Source organism: Rhodanobacter sp. IGA1.0 (assembly GCF_040208325.1).
Taxonomy (GTDB): Bacteria; Pseudomonadota; Gammaproteobacteria; order Xanthomonadales; family Rhodanobacteraceae; genus Rhodanobacter; species Rhodanobacter spathiphylli.
The window spans coordinates 602,746-618,519 of the sequence record NZ_CP157948.1 but is presented as its reverse complement, the minus strand read 5'-3'; the positions used below and the strand labels follow the sequence as shown (position 1 = coordinate 618,519).

The following is a 15,774-nucleotide window of genomic DNA, read 5'->3' as shown; positions in this document are numbered from 1 at the left end:
GGGAGATCACGTGCTCAATCCGTGGCTGGCAGGATCGCCGATTGTAGGGCAGAGCCGGCGACAGCGTGAGCGAACGGCGCGGTTCACAACCGCGGCCGCGGCATTCCGTGCAGGCGCAACGAGAACGCCACGCCGCTGCCGTCGTCGAGGTTGCGGGCGCTGGCCACGCCGCCGTGGCGTTCGGCCACCAGGCGCACCACGTACAGGCCCAGGCCCAGGTGCGGCGCGTCGCCGGGGGTGGCCTTGTCGCGCAGGCTGACCAGCGAATCGAACAGCCGGCCCTGCATCGCGGCCGGCAGCGGCGGGCCCTGGTTGGCCAGCTCGATCTCGGCGCCGTCGGGCGTGGCCGCCAGGCTCAGGCGCAACCAGCCGTCGGGCGGAGTGAACGACAGCGCGTTGTCGAGCAGCTTGTCCAGCGCCTGGGCGATCAGCTCGGGCGCGCAGTGCAGGTTGATCGGGCCGGCCGGCAGTTCGCAGGCCAGGCGGCGCGTGCCGATCAGCGGCCGGTAGGCCTCGGCGCAACCGCGCACCACCTCGCGCAGGTCGACATCCTCCGGCTCCGCCGCGGTGATCGAGCGCTCCATCCGGCTCGACTCGCTCATCGCGCGCACCAGCGCGCCCAGCCGCGCCACGCCGTCGCGGGCGCGCGCCAGGTAGGGCTGCGCGTCGGCGGGCAGGCGGTCCTGCGCCTGCAGGGCGTGTTCGAGGTTGTCCAGCGAGGACTTCACGATCGCCAGCGGCGTGTTCAGTTCGTGCGAGAGTTTCGAGGCCAGCGTGCGCAGGTAGTCGGTATAGCTGCCGACCACCTCGAACAGCCGCTCGAAGCTGCGGGCCAGGTCGCCGATCTCGTCCGGCGCGTCGGTCATCGGGAACTTGCCGCTGTCGAAAAGGCCGTCCAGACGTCCATCGTTGAACTGGGCGCGCTCGGCCGCGTTGCGCAGGCGACCCAGCCGCAGGCTCAGCCGCGTGGCGAACCACAGCAGGATGCCGCCGGCCACCAGCAGTACGCCGAAGCTGGTCAGCAACAGGCCGAGCAGGGCACGGTTGGCCAGCAACGGCACGGTGCGGCTGGGCTGTTCCAGCAGCAGCACGCCATCGACCTTGCCGGCCCGCTCGATCGGTACCGCGGCGGCCAGCACCACGCTGCCGCGCTCCTCGCCACTGCGCCACACCGTGGCGGGCTGTCCGCCTGCGGCGCGGCGCACTTCGCCGCTGTCCAGCCGCGGCACGTCCTGCGCCCACAGGTTGGCATCCTCAAGGCGGTTGGCCAGCAGCGAGCGATAGACCAGCGCGGCGAACCAGCCCGGCTGGCCATCGCTGCCCGGCAAGGTGTTCAACCTTCCGCTGCGCCCCAGCAACCAGCCCTGCGGCGCCAGCACGCGCGCCTGCACCTGGTCGGGCACCAGTTGGGCCAGTTCGCCGGACAACTTGTCCGAGTAGTCGAGCAGCGGGCGCGTGTCGGCTGCCATGCGGTCGCCGCCGGCCGTCGCGTCGTAGATGCCGACACCAAGGCGGCGCAAGGCGAGGCTGCGTGGCAACCGCAGTTCGACGCGGTAGCCGCTGCCATCCTCCTGCCATTGCGCGGGGATCATTTCGGGCAGGCCGTCGACCGGCGGATCGAGCGGGCGCGCCGCCAGCGCACCGGGCGCCGCGCTGGCCACCAGGTAGCGGCGCTGGCCGTTCGCATTGCCCAGCGCCAGGATCAGGTGGTCGGCCGCCAGCGCGTTCGCATCATCGGCATCGGCACGCGTGCGACGGGTGTCGCGCACGTCGGCATACAGGTACAGCCAGTTGTCGTCGCCCGCCAGCAGCAGCTTGCCGTGCGACCCCAGCGACTGGCTCCACGGCGTCAGCGGCGCCCAGTCGTCGCCGTAGCCATCGACGGTGATCGGTTGCGCGCTCGATTCCACGTACCAGTTGCTGGCGCTCACCGGCGGCAGCGCGCCGGTCACCACCAGGCTGCGCGCCACCGCATTGGCCGAGGCCAGCAGGGCTTGCGCCTGGCCCTCGCGCAGCAGCGTTTCCATCTGCCGCACGTACAGCCAGCCCGCGATCGGCAGGGCCAGCGTGCACAGCGCAACCAGCAGCAGTTTGCGGCGCAGGCTCATCGGAGCGGTCGATCAGGGCGAGGAAGATCAGGGTGCATGCGTGGCCGGTGCCGCGGTGTCCTTCATCCAGCGGCTGGCCACCACCACGCGCATGAAGTCATCGAGCAGCGCCTGGCGCGCGGGATCGGCATCGTCGAAGGCCATCGACCAGCTCAGCCGCACGCCGCTGGCGGCGCCGGGGTCGCAGAACACCAGCACGTCGTCGACGTGGTCGCTGCCTTCGTACACCGAAGCCTCGCACGGCATCGCCGGATGGCGCACGACGAAGGTGGAGGCCTTGCCGACCGGGTCGTGCTGCAGGTAGCGCTTGCGATCGGCCTGCACTTCATCGGCCAGCGTACCCAGCTCGCGCGGCCACACGTTGAGCACCATCACCCGCTGCGGCTTGCCGCTCCATTCGCCCTGGTACAGCACCGCATTGACGCCGATGGCGCGGGCGTAGGTGCAGCAGTCGCGCGTCCAGCCGGCCGGCGTGGCCACGCTGATCGCCCATGCGGGCGCGCTGCCGTCGCGGGCGCCGCGGGCCAGCACGTCATCCGTCGGCGTCGCGGCCTGCGCCAGCGTGGCCCATCCGCACCACGCCACGACCAGCCATGCGCCACGCATCACGGCTTCCACCGGTAGCCCACGCCGTGCACGGTCTCGATCGCGTCGAACTCCGGCGCCACCGCGATGAACTTCTTGCGGATGCGCTTGATGTGCGAGGTGATGGTGGCGTCGTCCACGACGAGTTCCGCCTCGCGCATCAGCTGGTCGCGGTTCTTCACGTGGCCGGGGAAGCGGATCAGCGTGTGCACCATCCAGAACTCGGTGACGGTGAGCGGGATCTCCTCGTCGTTCCAGGTGATCCGCATGCGCTCGGATTCCAGCTTCAGCGGGCCGTGCTCGATCACCGTCTCGCTGGAAGCCGGCGCCTTCAGCGATTCGATGCGGCGGAACAGCGCGGCGATGCGCGCGGCCAGCTGGTGCAGGCTGGTGTCCTTGCTGAGGTAGTCGTCGGCGCCCAGGCGCAGGCCGGAGATCACGTCGAAATCCGAATCGCGCGCGGTGAGGAAGATCAGCGGCAGCGTCGAGGATTTCGCGCGCAGCTCGCGGCACAGGTCGAAACCGCCTTCCGGCTCGTCGCCCAGGCCGATGTCGATGATCACCAGCTCGGGCAGCTTCATCGCGAATGCGCTGGACGCCTCCTGGCGCGAGCCGTAGCCCCGCGCGTCGTAGCCGAAGCGGTTCAGCGCCTCGACGTAGTTGGCGCGGATCAACGGTTCGTCTTCGACGATGGCAATGCTGCGGCCCATGATGCGTTCCCTTCGAATGGTGGGCGCAGCGTGCTATGCGAAGCACCCGGACGCAAGCCATCGGCGACGAATGCCCGCGTTTTGCCACAAGCGAACGGCAAACCGGCCGCTCGCCGCCGCCGCACGCGCCGCCACCGGCGTTTTGATGGAGTCGCCCCCCGACGAGAAAACTCATGAAACTCGATACCGACCCGCGCGACGCGAATGCCGAACTGCACGGCTTCGAACCGCTGCGCATCACCCTGGCGCTGGGCGCCCTGCTGCTGGGCTTGCTGCTCGGCATCTGATGCTCCACCCCTGATTCGGGAGACTGTCATGACCCTCCACCGATTCCCCCTGTTCCGCCTGCTTCCGCCCGCCGTGGAAGGCACTGGCACGTTCGCTGCGCAGGGAAGCGCAGCGGGCGTTGGCCAGGACGAGCCCGACGCGGACTGGCAACCGCTTTAGTTCCGGCCTCCCCTGTTCCGTCCGACATGGTGGTTCCTTGTCCCCTCCTCGCGAGGGGATTTTTTTGTCCGTAGCGCCTGCCATCGTTCTGCCCCGATTGCGCCGCAAGCCGCCGCATTCCCGACGCGGCCCGCGCCGCGCCGGATGCGGCAATGCAGCCGTAGCACCCGCCAACAACCCCGCCAACGACCAAGGGACGGCCATGCGCGCATCATCCAGACTCTTCTTTCACCTGCTGCTGTTCGCCGGCCTGCTGTTCGCCGGCCCCTCGTTCGGGCTCGCCGCGCACGCCACCGAACCGGGCAGCGGCGAACTGCGCTGGCGCGATGCCAGCGGCCAGCTGCAGGCGCTTGCCAGTCTCGACACCGATGTCGAGTACAAGGTCAGCGGACTGGTTGCCGAAGTCCAGCTGCGCCAGCAGTTCCGCAACAGCGGCAAGGACTGGCTGGAGGCGCAGTACCTGCTGCCGCTGCCCGACGGCGCGGCGGTGTATTCGATGTCGCTGGAGATCGGCGAACGCCGTGTCGTGGCCGACATCCAGCGCAAGGAAGCGGCGAAGAAGGTGTTCGAACAGGCACGCAACAGCGGCAAGCGCGCGGCCCTGGTCGAAGCCGACGAGGGCAACCTGTTCCGCACTGCGGTGACCAACGTTGCGCCGGGAGAAACGGTGACGATCGTGCTGCGCTACTGGCAGCGCGTCGACTACGGCGCGGGCAGGTTCTCGCTGCGCTTTCCGCTGACCTTCACCCCGCGCTACCACATGCGCGACGGCGCCCGGCCCGGGGACGCCGGCATCGACACGCCGCAGGTGTTTGCCGACGACAACGCGCAGGCGCCGCTGCGCACGCACATCGCGGTGCAGCTGGATGCCGGCGTGCCGCTGGCCAGCGTGGACAGCTCCAGTCACGCGATCATCAGCACGCGGCACGACCAGCGCTGGGACATTCGCCTGCGCGACGCCAGCGTGCTGCCGGACCGCGACTTCGTGCTGAGCTGGCAGCCGCAGCCGCAAACCCAGCCCAACGTGGCCAGCTTCCGCCAGGACATCGATGGCGCCCATTACGCGATGCTGATGCTGATGCCGCCGCAGCAACAGGCGCAGCGCCTGCCGCGCGAGCTGATCCTGATCATCGACACCTCCGGCTCGATGGGCGGCGAATCGATCCGCCAGGCGCGCGCGGCGCTGGATCTGGCGCTGAGCCAGCTGCAGCCGGGCGACCGCTTCAACGTGGCCGAATTCAATTCGACACTGAACCCGTGGTCCAGCGAAGCGGTGGCCGCCACGCCCGAGGCGTTGCAGAAAGCCCGCGCCTGGGTCGACCAGTTGCAGGCCAACGGCGGCACCGAGATGGCGCCGGCGCTGCGCTTCGCGCTGGCCGGCCATGCGCCGCCCGGCTACGTGCGCCAGGTGCTGTTCGCCACCGACGGCGCGGTCGACGATCCGAACGGCCTGATGCAGTTGATCGACGAGCAGCTGGGTGATTCGCGACTGTTCCCGATCGGCATCGGCAATGCGCCGAACGCAGGCTTCCTGCAGGCCGCCGCGCGTCATGGTCGCGGCAGCGAAACCCTGGTCACCGACACCGGCAACGTGGGCAAGGCGATGGTCAGCCTGCTGGCCCGGCTGGATCACCCTGCCCTGCGCGACCTCAAGGTGGACTGGCCGGCCGGCAGCGACGTCTATCCGCGGCAGTTGCCCGACCTGTACCTGGGCGAGCCGCTGCTGGTCACCGCCCGGCTGGCCGCGCCGGTCGACCGCGTGCAGGTGCACGGCCAGCTGGCCGAGCGGGCGTGGACGGTGCCCGCGGATCTGTCCGCCGCCAGGCCGGCCGCGGGACTGGATCGGCTGTGGGCGCAGTCGCGCATCGCCGACCTGTCCGACCAGCTGGCCCGCGGCGGCGATGCGCCGGAGCTGGTCGAGGCGATCACCCGCACCGCGCTGGACGCCCATCTGGTCAGCGCCTATACCAGCCTGGTGGCGGTGGACCGGACCCCGGCGCGCAGCGCCGATGCCGCGCTGAAGCACCAGCAGATTCCCAACGTGATGCCCGCCGGCACCCACTTCGCGCAGACCGCCACGGCGGCCGAGCTGGAACTCTGGCTGGCCCTGCTGGCGCTGCTGCTGGCGTCGCTGGCGTGGTGGCGGCAACGGGCATGCCGATGATCCGGCAGCGGGCATGGCGCGCGCTGATGTTCGGCGCGCTGATGCTGGCCGCGGGGCTGGGCCTGGACGGCGTCTGGATCCACGCCAAGGCCGCGCTGGCGCAGCTGCTGCTGGAGCGGGCCTGGGCGCGCTCCGATCACGGACGGCTGGCGCAGCGGCCGTGGCCGTGGGCCGACATCGCGCCGCTGGCGCGGCTGCGCGTACCGCGCCTGCATCAGGACCTGATCGTGCTGGATGGCGACAGCGGCCAGGCGCTGGCGTTCGGCCCGGGCTGGAGTAACGGCGGCGTGCGCCCGGGTGCTGCGGGACTCGGCGTGATCAGCGCGCATCGCGACACCCAGTTCCGCTTCCTGCCCTCGCTGCACCCGGGCGACCGGCTGGTCCTGGACGGCCCGCGCGGCAGCAGCGACTACGTGGTGACGGACAGCCGCGTCATCGACAGCCGGCAGGCGCGCATCCCGCCCCGCGACAGCATGGACGGGCTATGGCTGGTCACCTGCTATCCGTTCGATGCGGTGGTCCCGGGCGGCCCGCTGCGCTACGTGGTGCAGGCGCGCCGGCTGAAACTGAATGACGGCATGGCGGTTTCGCCCCGCATCGCGGGAACCAAAGCTGACCAGCCCGGTCAGAACTGGTGATTGGTGCGGTTCCTTGCCGTGGAACGTGCCGGCACGGCGTGAGTCCCTCCCCGTAGTGGCCGTGCCGGCACACCAATCATGGTGTTTCCTCTCACGTCTCCGACGACGTTTATCCCGGCGCAGCCGTTCACTGCGTCGGGATTTTTATGTGCGCGATCCGGCAATCGCCCGGTGCATGGCCTCGATCTCGGCGCGATAGTCCGCGGCGTGGAAGATCGCCGAGCCGGCCACGAAGGTGTCGGCGCCGGCGGCGGCGATCGCACCGATGTTCTGCGCGGTGACACCGCCATCCACTTCGAGCCGGATGTCGCGGCCACTGGCCTCGATCCGCTCGCGCACCTGGCGCAGCTTGTCCAGCGTGCCCGGGATGAATTTCTGGCCGCCGAAACCCGGGTTCACCGACATGATCAGGATCATGTCGAGCTTGTCCATCACGTAGTCGAGATGATCCAGCGGCGTGGCCGGATTGAACACCAGGCCAGCCTGGCAACCGGATTCCCTGATCAGGCCGAGCGTGCGGTCGATGTGTTCGCTGGCCTCCGGATGGAAGCTGATCAGGCTGGCGCCGGCCTTGGCGAAGTCCGGCACGATGCGGTCCACCGGCTTGACCATCAGATGCACGTCGATCGGCGCGGTGATGCCGAACTTGCGCAGCGACTGCAGCACCATCGGGCCGATCGTGAGGTTCGGCACGTAATGGTTGTCCATCACGTCGAAATGCACCCAGTCGGCACCGGCGGCCAGCGCCGCGGCGGTGTCCTCGCCGAGCCGGGCGAAATCGGCGGCGAGGATCGAAGGGGCGATGATGGGGGATTGCTTGGGCATGACAGGGCCTGGATAAAGAGTACGACGGGTGCGCGAAAACGAACTTCAAGTCTGCCACGACGTTGACGCTTTGCTCCTCCCCCTGCAAGCAGGGGGAGGTCGGGAGGGGGTGCGCTTTTGATTTGAAGATCAAGAGCGACCCCACCCCGGCCCTCCCCTGCCTTGCAGGGGAGGGAGCGCATCTCGTCTATTTGAAGCCGCGTTGTTCCTTGATCCGGTCATACGCGGCATTGATCTCGCTGGCGCGCGATTCGGCGCGCTTGCGCATGTCTTCGGGCAGGTCGCCGAGGCGGTCGGGGTGGTGTTCGGAGATCAGCTTGCGGTAGGCGCGCTTGATCGCGCGTTCGTCGGCGTTGCGGTCGATGCCCAGCACCGCGTACGGGTCCGGCCCCTGCGGGGTGCGCTGCGGCGGCACGTAGCCACCGCCGCTGCCGTAATGCTGGTTGCCGCCGCGCGGACCGCCGGAGCCGGCATTCCATGCATAGCCCTTCATCGCCATCAGCGCCATCAGCTCCATGTCGCTGATGCGCAGGGCGAAGGCAAGCTGGCGCAGGATCGACATCTTCTCCGGGGGCGGATTGCCTTCGGCCAGCACCGTCTCGATCACCACGTCGAGCACGGGGAAGGCATGGTCGCGACGCAGGCCGACCCACTTGCGCAGCTCGGCGATGGTGCGGGTGACATCGAACTCCGGCTGCTTGCCCACGTTGAAACTGACCACCGCCTGCTTGCGCAGCTCGGTATCCAGGTTCATTCGCGTCATCAGCCGTTCGGCGATCGCGATCTCCTGCTCCGACACGCGGCCGTCGGACTTCGCCACCGCGCCCAGCAGGGTGAACAGCGGGCCCACGAACCCGCCGGCTTCCGGCGTGGCGTTCTTGCGCTGGCTGTAGCGCATGTTGTCGAAGATGAAACCGAGCACCGCGCCGGTGACCGCACCGGGCAGGTGGCCGATGATCAGTCCGAAGAACGCGAACCACAGCGTATAAGTGAAGCTCATGGCTGCCCTTGCGGTTGGGCTTGCGGTTGGGGAAGCTGCGCGCTGTACCAGCGCGCCAGCGCGTCGAGCTCGGCGTCGCTGACCGGGCCGATCGCGGCGCGCATCACCGGAATGTTGCGGCGACCGTCGCGGTACTGCTTCAGCGCGTCGCGCAGGTAGTCAAGCCGCTGCCCGGCCAGGTTCGGCACGCCGGGCATGCTGGCGTGGCCGTCGGCACCGTGGCAGGCGGCACACAGGCCGAGCCGGGCCGGGGCTGCCGGCGTGCCGGCGTGGAGCGTGGGGGCGGCGAGCAGGACCAGCACCGCGATCAATGGAATGCGCATCGGCAACACATGGGGCCAAAGGACGCCAATTCTAGCAGTGCCCCCGAAACCCCACAGCGCGTTACCGGCGACGCTGTCGCAACGGCTAGAATGGTTGCTTCCCCGCCACGTGGAACCCGCTGCCGTGCCCACCATCCTGCCGCAATCGAACCTTCCCGGACTCGAACTGATCCACCGCGGCAAGGTGCGGGATGTCTATGCGCTGGACGACGACCGCCTGCTGATGGTGGCCACCGATCGCCTGTCGGCGTTCGACGTGGTGCTGCCCAACCCGATCCCGGGCAAGGGCGAAATGCTCACCCAGATGTCCAATTTCTGGTTCGGCAAGACCGCCCACCTGGTGCCGAACCACCTGCTCGACGTGCCGCTGGCCGACGTGCTGCCGCCAGGCACCGATCTCGCGCTGTACGAAAAGCGCGCGGTGGTGACGCGGCGGCTGAAGCCGGTGCCGGTGGAATGCATCGCCCGCGGCTACCTGATCGGCTCGGGCTGGAAGGATTACCGGGCCACCGGCACGCTGTGCGGCATCGCGCTGCCGGCCGGCCTGCAGCAGGCGCAGCAACTGCCCGAACCGATCTTCACGCCGTCGACCAAGGCCGCCGTGGGCGACCACGACGAGAACGTCAGCTTCGACGCGGTGATCGATGCGGTCGGCAGCGAACTGGCCGGCCAGGTGCGCGACGCCACCCTGGCGATCTATCGCTGGGCAGCCGCCTATGCGGCCGAACGTGGCATCATCATCGCCGACACCAAATTCGAGTTCGGCACCGATGCCAGCGGCAAGCTGTACGTGATGGACGAGATGCTGACCCCGGATTCCTCGCGCTTCTGGCCCGCCGACGAATACCGCGTGGGCATCAGCCCGCCCAGCTACGACAAGCAGTTCGTGCGCGACTGGCTGGAAACGCAGGACTGGAACAAGACCGCGCCCGGCCCGGTGATTCCGGACGACGTGATCGCCCGCACCGCCGCCAAATATGCCGAAGCCCTGCAGCGCCTGGCAGGCATCCGGCTCGACTGAAACGTTCAACGGGGGAACGCCATGCGCACCATGCAGGACTGGCTCGACAGTTACAGCGGCGACCACCAGAACCCGACCAACCAGATGTTCCACTGGTTCTGCGTGCCGCCGATCCTGTGGTCGGTGATCGCGCTGCTGTGGGCGATCCCGGTGCCAATCGGCCAGCTGCGTCCCGGCTCGTGGGCGGTGCTGGTGATGGTGCTGGCGTTCTACTGGTACTGGCGGCGCTCGCACCGGCTGGCGCTCGGCTTGCTGGTGGTGTTCGCCCTGTTCGGCCTGCTCACCAACTTCCTGTACTACCGGCTCGGCGCCGCGCAGCTGTGCTACCTCGCGATCGGCGTATTCGTGGTGGCCTGGATCGGCCAGTTCATCGGGCACAAGTACGAGGGACGCAAGCCCAGCTTCCTCACCGACCTTTCCTATCTGCTGGTCGGCCCGGCTTGGCTGATGGCCAAGCTGTTTCGCAAACTGGGGTTCAAGCAGATCACATGACGCTTCTCACGGTGATCAGCACCCTGCTGTGGTGGGTGCTCTACAGCAGCATGGCGGCGCTGGTGTTCGCCCTGATCGGCTGGTCGGTGCTGCGCTGGACCGAGCGCTGCGCGGTGGTGTTCAACCGCATCTACCTGGCCTGCCTGCTGTGGACGATGATCGGCCTGCTGCTGGTCGTCGGCGTGGCCGCCCATGAAGGCCACCTGCACCCGCCCTACGGCGCGCTGCTGAGTTCCGGCCTGCTGCGCTGGATGCTGGTGCTGGACATGCTGATCGGCGCCGTCCTGCTGTGGCGGCTGGTGCCGCGCATCGATGCCCACCGCATCCGCCCGGGCAGCGCCTGCATGGCGGTGGCCGCGATCATGGCGATCAGCTTCGGCGTGGCCACCAGCCTGGCCTGAAACACGACGAAGGGGCGGGTGTCCCGCCCCTTCGATGCATCATCCGTGCGCCAGCATGCTGCCGAAGAACACCGCCATCAGCGCAGCGAAGATCATCGCCAGCACCAGGAAGATCACCAGGTAGATCACCTGCACCAGGCAGGCCTTGCCGAAGCCGATCTGGCTGCCGTTCTGCGACAGCAGCAGATAGTTCACCACGAAGGCGCCGACCAGGAATTGCACGATCAGCGACAGCAGTCCGCCGCCGCCACCGGAGCTGACCATGCCGATGATCACCATCGCCACGGCGCCCGCGACCCAGCTCAGCACCACCGCGCCCAGCGCACGCAGGTAGGACGGCATGACGCCGACCACCAGCCGGAAGGCGACGCTCAGCACCAGTGCCGCCACCAGGATGCCCACCACGATCATCACCAGCATGGCGAACAGGCCCATGCCGGCCAATGCAGCCAACGAAGAAGTACCCATAAATCCCCCGGATTGGAAAGAGAACCGCGCGACGGCATCCCCATGCCGGTCGCGACGGTGGCGTCAGCCTACCCGATTCCGCGGCGCGCGACAGCGCACGGGTTGCGCACGCGGAACATTCAATGGAAATCGCGCGAGCGACTGTCCAGCTCGCCCAGCCACGCGCTCATGTCGGTGAGCCGCCGGGCGATCAGGTGGGCCACGCCGTCGACGCACTCCCATTGCCCTTCCACGCCGAGCAGGCGCGCCTCCAGATACGCACGCCGCTGCCGCTCGGCGACCTGGCTCCAGACCACCACGTTGATGGCGCCGTGCTCGTCTTCGATGGTGATGAAGGTGACGCCGCTGGCGGTCTGCGGGCGCTGGCGCTGGGTGACCAGGCCGGCGGCGCGCACCAGGCTCTGATGCCGCTGGCCGCGCAGGCTGCGCGAGTCGGCGAAACGCGCCGCGCGCAGGCGCGAACGGATCAGTTGCAGCGGATGCGGGCCGAGGCTGAGCCCGGTACGCGCATAGTCCGACTGCAGGTTTTCCGCGACCGACGGCACCGGCAGCGCGATGGCCTCTTCCGCCGGGCTGGCGCGTCCGAACAGCGGCAGCTGCGGCTCGACGCCGGCCACCGCCCACTTCGCCCGATGGCGATGACCCGCCAGGCCGCGCAAGGCGCCCGCCTCGGCCAGCAGTTCCTGCTGGCGGCGGTCGATGCCGGTGCGGGCGCACAGATCCGTCACGTCGACGAAGGCACGCGCGGCGCGCGCCGCCGACATCCGTTCGGCGACATCTTCGCGAAAACCGCGCACTTGGCGCAGCCCTAGCCGCAGCGCCGGCTGATCGCGTGCGTCGTCCTCCAGCGTGCAGTCCCACTCGCTGTGGCGCACGTCGACCGGGCGCACCGCGATGCCGTGGCGCTGCGCGTCCTGCACGATCTGGCTGGGCCCGTAGAAACCCATCGGCTGTGCGTTGAGCAGGGCACAGGCGAATGCGGCCGGCTCGTGGCATTTCAACCAGCAGCTGGCGTAGACGATGCCGGCGAAACTGGCCGCGTGGCTCTCGGGAAAACCGTAGCTGCCGAAGCCCTTGATCTGCTCGAACAATCGCGCGGCAAACTCGGCGGTGTAACCGCGTTCGAGCATGCCGCGGATGATCCGCTCGCGATGGTGCTCCATGCCGCCATGACGTTTCCACGCCGCCATCGCGCGGCGCAGCTGGTCGGCTTCGCCGGCCGTGTAGCCGGCCGCCACGATCGCCAGCTTCATCACCTGCTCCTGGAACAGCGGCACGCCCAGGGTGCGTTCGAACACCGCCTTCAGATCCTCCGACGGATAGTCCACCGGCTCCTCGCCGCGCCGACGGCGCAGGTACGGATGCACCATGTCACCCTGGATCGGGCCGGGCCGCACGATTGCCACCTGGATCACCAGGTCGTAGAAATTTTCCGGGCGATGCCGCGGCAGCATCGCCATCTGCGCGCGGCTCTCGATCTGGAACACGCCGACGGTGTCGGCACGCTGGATCATCTCGTACGTTCGCGGGTCTTCGGCCGGCAGCGTCGCCAGGCTGTAATCCTGGCCGCGATGCGCGCGCAGCAGATCCAGGCAACGGCGCACGCAACTGAGCATGCCCAGCGCCAGGCAATCGACCTTGAGCAGGCGCATGGTGTCGAGGTCGTCCTTGTCCCACTGGATGATGGTGCGATCGGCCATCGCCGCGTTCTCCACCGGCACCAGTTCGGCCAGCGGCGCGTCGCTGATCACGAAACCGCCCACGTGCTGCGACAGGTGCCGCGGCATGTCGCGCAACTCGGCGGTGAGTTTCAGCACCCGGCGCAGCACCGCGCCCTGCGGATCGAAACCGTGTTCGCGCAGGCGCTCGTCCAGCGACTGCTCACCGCGCCAGCCGAAGATGCCGCTCAACAGATCCACCTGATCCGGCGGCAAGCCCAGCGCCTTGGCCACGTCGCGCACGGCGCTCCTGCCGCGATAGCAGATCACCGTGGCCGCCAGCGCGGCGCGCTCGCGACCGTACTTGGCGTAGATGTACTGGATCACCTCCTCGCGCCGCTCGTGCTCGAAATCCACGTCGATGTCGGGCGGCTCGTTGCGCTCCTTGCTGATAAAGCGCTCCACCAGCAGGTTCATCCGCGCCGGGTCGACCTCGGTGACGCCGAGCGCGAAACACACGGCGGAGTTGGCCGCCGAGCCGCGGCCCTGGCAGAGAATCTTCTGACTGCGGGCGAAGTGCACGATGTCCTGCACGGTGAGGAAATAGGACTCGTACTGCAGCTCCTCGATCAGTCCCAGTTCGTGCTCGATCTGTGCGCGAACCTTCTCTGGCACGCCATTCGGCCAGCGCCAGCGCATGCCCTTTTCGGTGAGGTGCCGCAGCCAGCTGCTGGCGCTGTGGCCTTCGGGCACCAGCTCGGCGGGATAGCGGTATGTCAGTTCGTCGAGGCTGAACGTGCAGCGCGCGGCGATGGCGGTGCTTTCGTGCATCAGCGCGTCCGGGTAGATCGCCGCCAGTGCCTCGCGCCGGCGCAGGTGGCGCTCGCCGTTGCGGAAGATCAGCGCGCCGGCTTCGGCCAGCGGCACGCGATGGCGGATCGCGGTCAGCGTGTTCTGCAGCGCAAGCCGGCGACGCACATGCATGTGCACGTCGCCGGCGGCGACCAGCGGCAGGTCGAGGCTGTGCCCGAGTCGCTGCAGCTCGCGCAGGCGCCCGGCGTCGTCCGGGCCGTGATGCAGTTCCACCGCCAGCCACGCACGCCCGGCGAAGGTGTCGCGCATCCAGCGGCCGTGGGCGACATCGGGCTCGCGCCCGGGCAGCCACAGCGCGAAGGTGCCCGGCACGCCATCGGCGAGATCGGCGCGATGCAGGCGATAGGTGCCCTTGACCGAGGCGCGGCGGCCGCGGGTGATCAGATTGCACAGCGCGGTATAGCCGGCCTTGCTCTCGCACAGCAGCACCAGCCTGGGGCCGTCGTCGAGCTGGAATTCGGCGCCCACGATCAGTTTGACGCCGGTGGCGCGCGAGGCTTCCAGCGCGCGCACGATGCCGGCCAGCGAACACTCGTCGGTGATCGCCAGCGCCTCGTAGTCGCAAACTTTCGCGCGCTCGAACAGTTCGCGCGCACTGGACGCGCCGCGGCCGAACGAGAAGTTCGACAGGCAATGCAGCTCGGCATACGCGTTCATGCGAACCAGCCGTGCAGCATCCAGCCGTCGCGCTCGCCCGGCGCGCAGAACGCCCAGCCGCGCTGGCCCTGCGCGGTCTCCACCACGTAGTAGTCGCGGCACACCTCGCCGCCATCCCACCAGCCGGTTTCCAGTCGCTCGGGGCCGGCCAGGATGCGCGGCGCGGCACCGCGCAGCGGAATCGGCCGCTCGAACAGCCAGGTCGGTCGCGGCGAGGGTTCCTGCCAGCCGTCATCGTGGGCCGTCACTTTCTGCGCCAGCTCGGGCCGCGGATCGGTGGTGCTGCCCAGTTGATGCACGGCGCGATCGCCCAGCCGCGCACGCAGGCGTTCGCGCAGCTGTTCGATCGGCAACGCGTTGGCGGGACGCTCGTCGAACAGGTCGCGGCCGGCCGGCACGAACGCAGGCAGATCGCGCGCGAGCAGGCGCATGGCGATGACCGGTTGCGGCAGTTGCACCTGCTCCAGCCGCGCGCGCGCCAGTTCGAACAGCATGCCGGCCTCGCGCTCGGGCGCGAGCAGGCCCACCTTCACCTCGGTGTGTCCCTCGCGATGTTCCAGCTGCAACGTGAAACGCTGCACGCCGCCGTCGCGACCGGCCAGATAGGCGGACAGATCGGACGTCATGCGACGCAGCGGAAAGACCAGCGCGCCAATGGCTTCGACTTCGTGCGTCAGCTCGATGCGCAGGTCGAAGCGGTCGGGTGGCCGATACGCTTCCAGGCCGGCCGGGGCCGCGCCGGTCAGGCGATCCAGCGCGAGCAGCAACTCCGCACCGAAACGCCGGCGCAGGCCGTCGCGCGGCAGCGCCAGCAACTGGCCCAGCGTGCGGATGCCCATGCCCGGCAAGGCCTCGGCCGCCGCCGCAGGCAGGCGACTCTGGGCCAGCGGGATGCGCTGCAATGCGTGACGCAGCTGTTCGTCGGTGAGCACCGCCTGGCCGTCGGCGACGCCGGCCAGCACATGCGCCGCATGCGGCGTGGGCGCGGCGCTGATCCGGTGGCGGAAACCCAGCGCATCGAGATCGGCGCGCAGCAGGCTTTCCAGCCGCGGCCACGAACCGAACAGGTTCAGGCTGCGGCTGACCTCCAGCACGATCGCGTGGGGCAGCAGGCTCACCTCGGCGCTGTAGCGATAGGCCACCGCGGCCAGGAACCGATGCCACTGATCGACCCGCTCAGGCTGGTACGGCAGTGCCTCGAATTGCGCCAGCAGCGCCTGCGCCGCGCTCAGTCGCTGGCCCACGCGCAGGCCGGCCTCGCGCGCGGCCGCGTTCGCCGCCACGATGCTGCGCGCATGTCCGGTGCCGGCCACCAGTACCAGTGGGCCCGCGTCCGCACGACGACGGAGGACACCGTCCAGTGCCAGCTGCGGCAACGCTATGCAGGCCCACAACATCGGCGCC

Annotated in this window: 14 protein-coding genes; 5 read left to right on the top strand and 9 right to left on the bottom strand. The window is 69.2% G+C overall.

Going from position 1 to position 15,774, the window contains the following annotated elements; translation table 11 throughout:
- Positions 1 to 83 precede the first annotated feature (83 nt).
- Genes ABNK63_RS02675 through pdsR form a run of 3 tightly spaced genes read right to left on the bottom strand, consistent with a single transcriptional unit; the run spans position 84 to position 3,403 of the window.
- The gene (locus tag ABNK63_RS02675) at positions 84 to 2,108 is read right to left on the bottom strand and encodes an ATP-binding protein (protein WP_007807358.1); all 2,025 of its coding nucleotides are present in this window, start codon (positions 2,106 to 2,108) and stop codon (positions 84 to 86) included.
- A gap of 27 nt (positions 2,109 to 2,135) precedes the next feature.
- The gene (locus tag ABNK63_RS02670; RefSeq protein WP_350016619.1) at positions 2,136 to 2,714 is read right to left on the bottom strand and encodes a hypothetical protein; all 579 of its coding nucleotides are present in this window, start codon (positions 2,712 to 2,714) and stop codon (positions 2,136 to 2,138) included.
- Positions 2,714 to 3,403 carry a proteobacterial dedicated sortase system response regulator gene (gene pdsR, locus ABNK63_RS02665; protein WP_007807361.1) on the bottom strand — a complete coding sequence of 230 codons (690 nt, stop codon included), beginning with the start codon at positions 3,401 to 3,403 and terminating at the stop codon, positions 2,714 to 2,716. Before pdsR ends, ABNK63_RS02670 begins: the two co-directional genes overlap by 1 nt.
- Before the next feature lie 649 nt (positions 3,404 to 4,052).
- Here pdsR and ABNK63_RS02660 point away from each other — a divergent pair.
- On the top strand, positions 4,053 to 6,014 hold the full coding sequence (locus ABNK63_RS02660; protein ID WP_350016618.1) for a marine proteobacterial sortase target protein: 1,962 nt from the start codon (positions 4,053 to 4,055) through the stop codon (positions 6,012 to 6,014).
- Positions 6,005 to 6,652 (top strand): class GN sortase, encoded by a 648-nt coding sequence (locus ABNK63_RS02655; RefSeq protein ID WP_350016617.1) that lies wholly within the window; start codon positions 6,005 to 6,007, stop codon positions 6,650 to 6,652. The genes ABNK63_RS02660 and ABNK63_RS02655 overlap by 10 nt, the downstream gene beginning before the upstream one ends.
- A gap of 144 nt (positions 6,653 to 6,796) precedes the next feature.
- Here the strand turns inward: ABNK63_RS02655 and rpe are convergent, their stop codons facing one another.
- The 3 genes from rpe to ABNK63_RS02640 all read right to left on the bottom strand — a co-directional run bounded on the left by rpe (position 6,797) and on the right by ABNK63_RS02640 (position 8,800).
- Positions 6,797 to 7,477 (bottom strand): ribulose-phosphate 3-epimerase, encoded by a 681-nt coding sequence (gene rpe, locus ABNK63_RS02650; RefSeq protein ID WP_007807364.1) that lies wholly within the window; start codon positions 7,475 to 7,477, stop codon positions 6,797 to 6,799.
- A gap of 187 nt (positions 7,478 to 7,664) precedes the next feature.
- Complete coding sequence (gene djlA, locus ABNK63_RS02645; RefSeq protein ID WP_350016616.1) at positions 7,665 to 8,477, bottom strand: co-chaperone DjlA; 813 nt, start codon at positions 8,475 to 8,477, stop codon at positions 7,665 to 7,667.
- Positions 8,474 to 8,800, bottom strand: a complete 327-nt coding sequence (locus ABNK63_RS02640) for a c-type cytochrome (protein ID WP_007807366.1) — start codon at positions 8,798 to 8,800, stop codon at positions 8,474 to 8,476. The genes djlA and ABNK63_RS02640 overlap by 4 nt, the downstream gene beginning before the upstream one ends.
- Before the next feature lie 124 nt (positions 8,801 to 8,924).
- Between ABNK63_RS02640 and ABNK63_RS02635 the strand changes: the two genes are divergently transcribed.
- From ABNK63_RS02635 to ABNK63_RS02625, 3 genes are read left to right on the top strand one after another with little or no spacing between them, the layout of a single operon-like run.
- Positions 8,925 to 9,821: a phosphoribosylaminoimidazolesuccinocarboxamide synthase gene (locus ABNK63_RS02635; RefSeq protein ID WP_007807367.1), complete on the top strand. Its 897-nt coding sequence runs from the start codon at positions 8,925 to 8,927 to the stop codon at positions 9,819 to 9,821.
- A gap of 21 nt (positions 9,822 to 9,842) precedes the next feature.
- Positions 9,843 to 10,313: an Mpo1-like protein gene (locus ABNK63_RS02630; RefSeq protein ID WP_350016615.1), complete on the top strand. Its 471-nt coding sequence runs from the start codon at positions 9,843 to 9,845 to the stop codon at positions 10,311 to 10,313.
- Complete coding sequence (locus tag ABNK63_RS02625) at positions 10,310 to 10,714, top strand: hypothetical protein (RefSeq protein WP_007807369.1); 405 nt, start codon at positions 10,310 to 10,312, stop codon at positions 10,712 to 10,714. The genes ABNK63_RS02630 and ABNK63_RS02625 overlap by 4 nt, the downstream gene beginning before the upstream one ends.
- A 39-nt stretch (positions 10,715 to 10,753) precedes the next feature.
- On the opposite strand, the gene ABNK63_RS02620 is transcribed toward ABNK63_RS02625, so the two are convergent.
- The 3 genes from ABNK63_RS02620 to ABNK63_RS02610 form a co-directional block, all read right to left on the bottom strand.
- Positions 10,754 to 11,182 carry a hypothetical protein gene (locus tag ABNK63_RS02620; protein ID WP_040673122.1) on the bottom strand — a complete coding sequence of 143 codons (429 nt, stop codon included), beginning with the start codon at positions 11,180 to 11,182 and terminating at the stop codon, positions 10,754 to 10,756.
- A 119-nt stretch (positions 11,183 to 11,301) separates the two neighbouring features.
- Complete coding sequence (locus tag ABNK63_RS02615) at positions 11,302 to 14,370, bottom strand: error-prone DNA polymerase (protein ID WP_350016614.1); 3,069 nt, start codon at positions 14,368 to 14,370, stop codon at positions 11,302 to 11,304.
- Positions 14,367 to 15,767: a DNA polymerase Y family protein gene (locus ABNK63_RS02610; RefSeq protein ID WP_040673124.1), complete on the bottom strand. Its 1,401-nt coding sequence runs from the start codon at positions 15,765 to 15,767 to the stop codon at positions 14,367 to 14,369. Before ABNK63_RS02610 ends, ABNK63_RS02615 begins: the two co-directional genes overlap by 4 nt.
- Positions 15,768 to 15,774 lie beyond the last annotated feature (7 nt).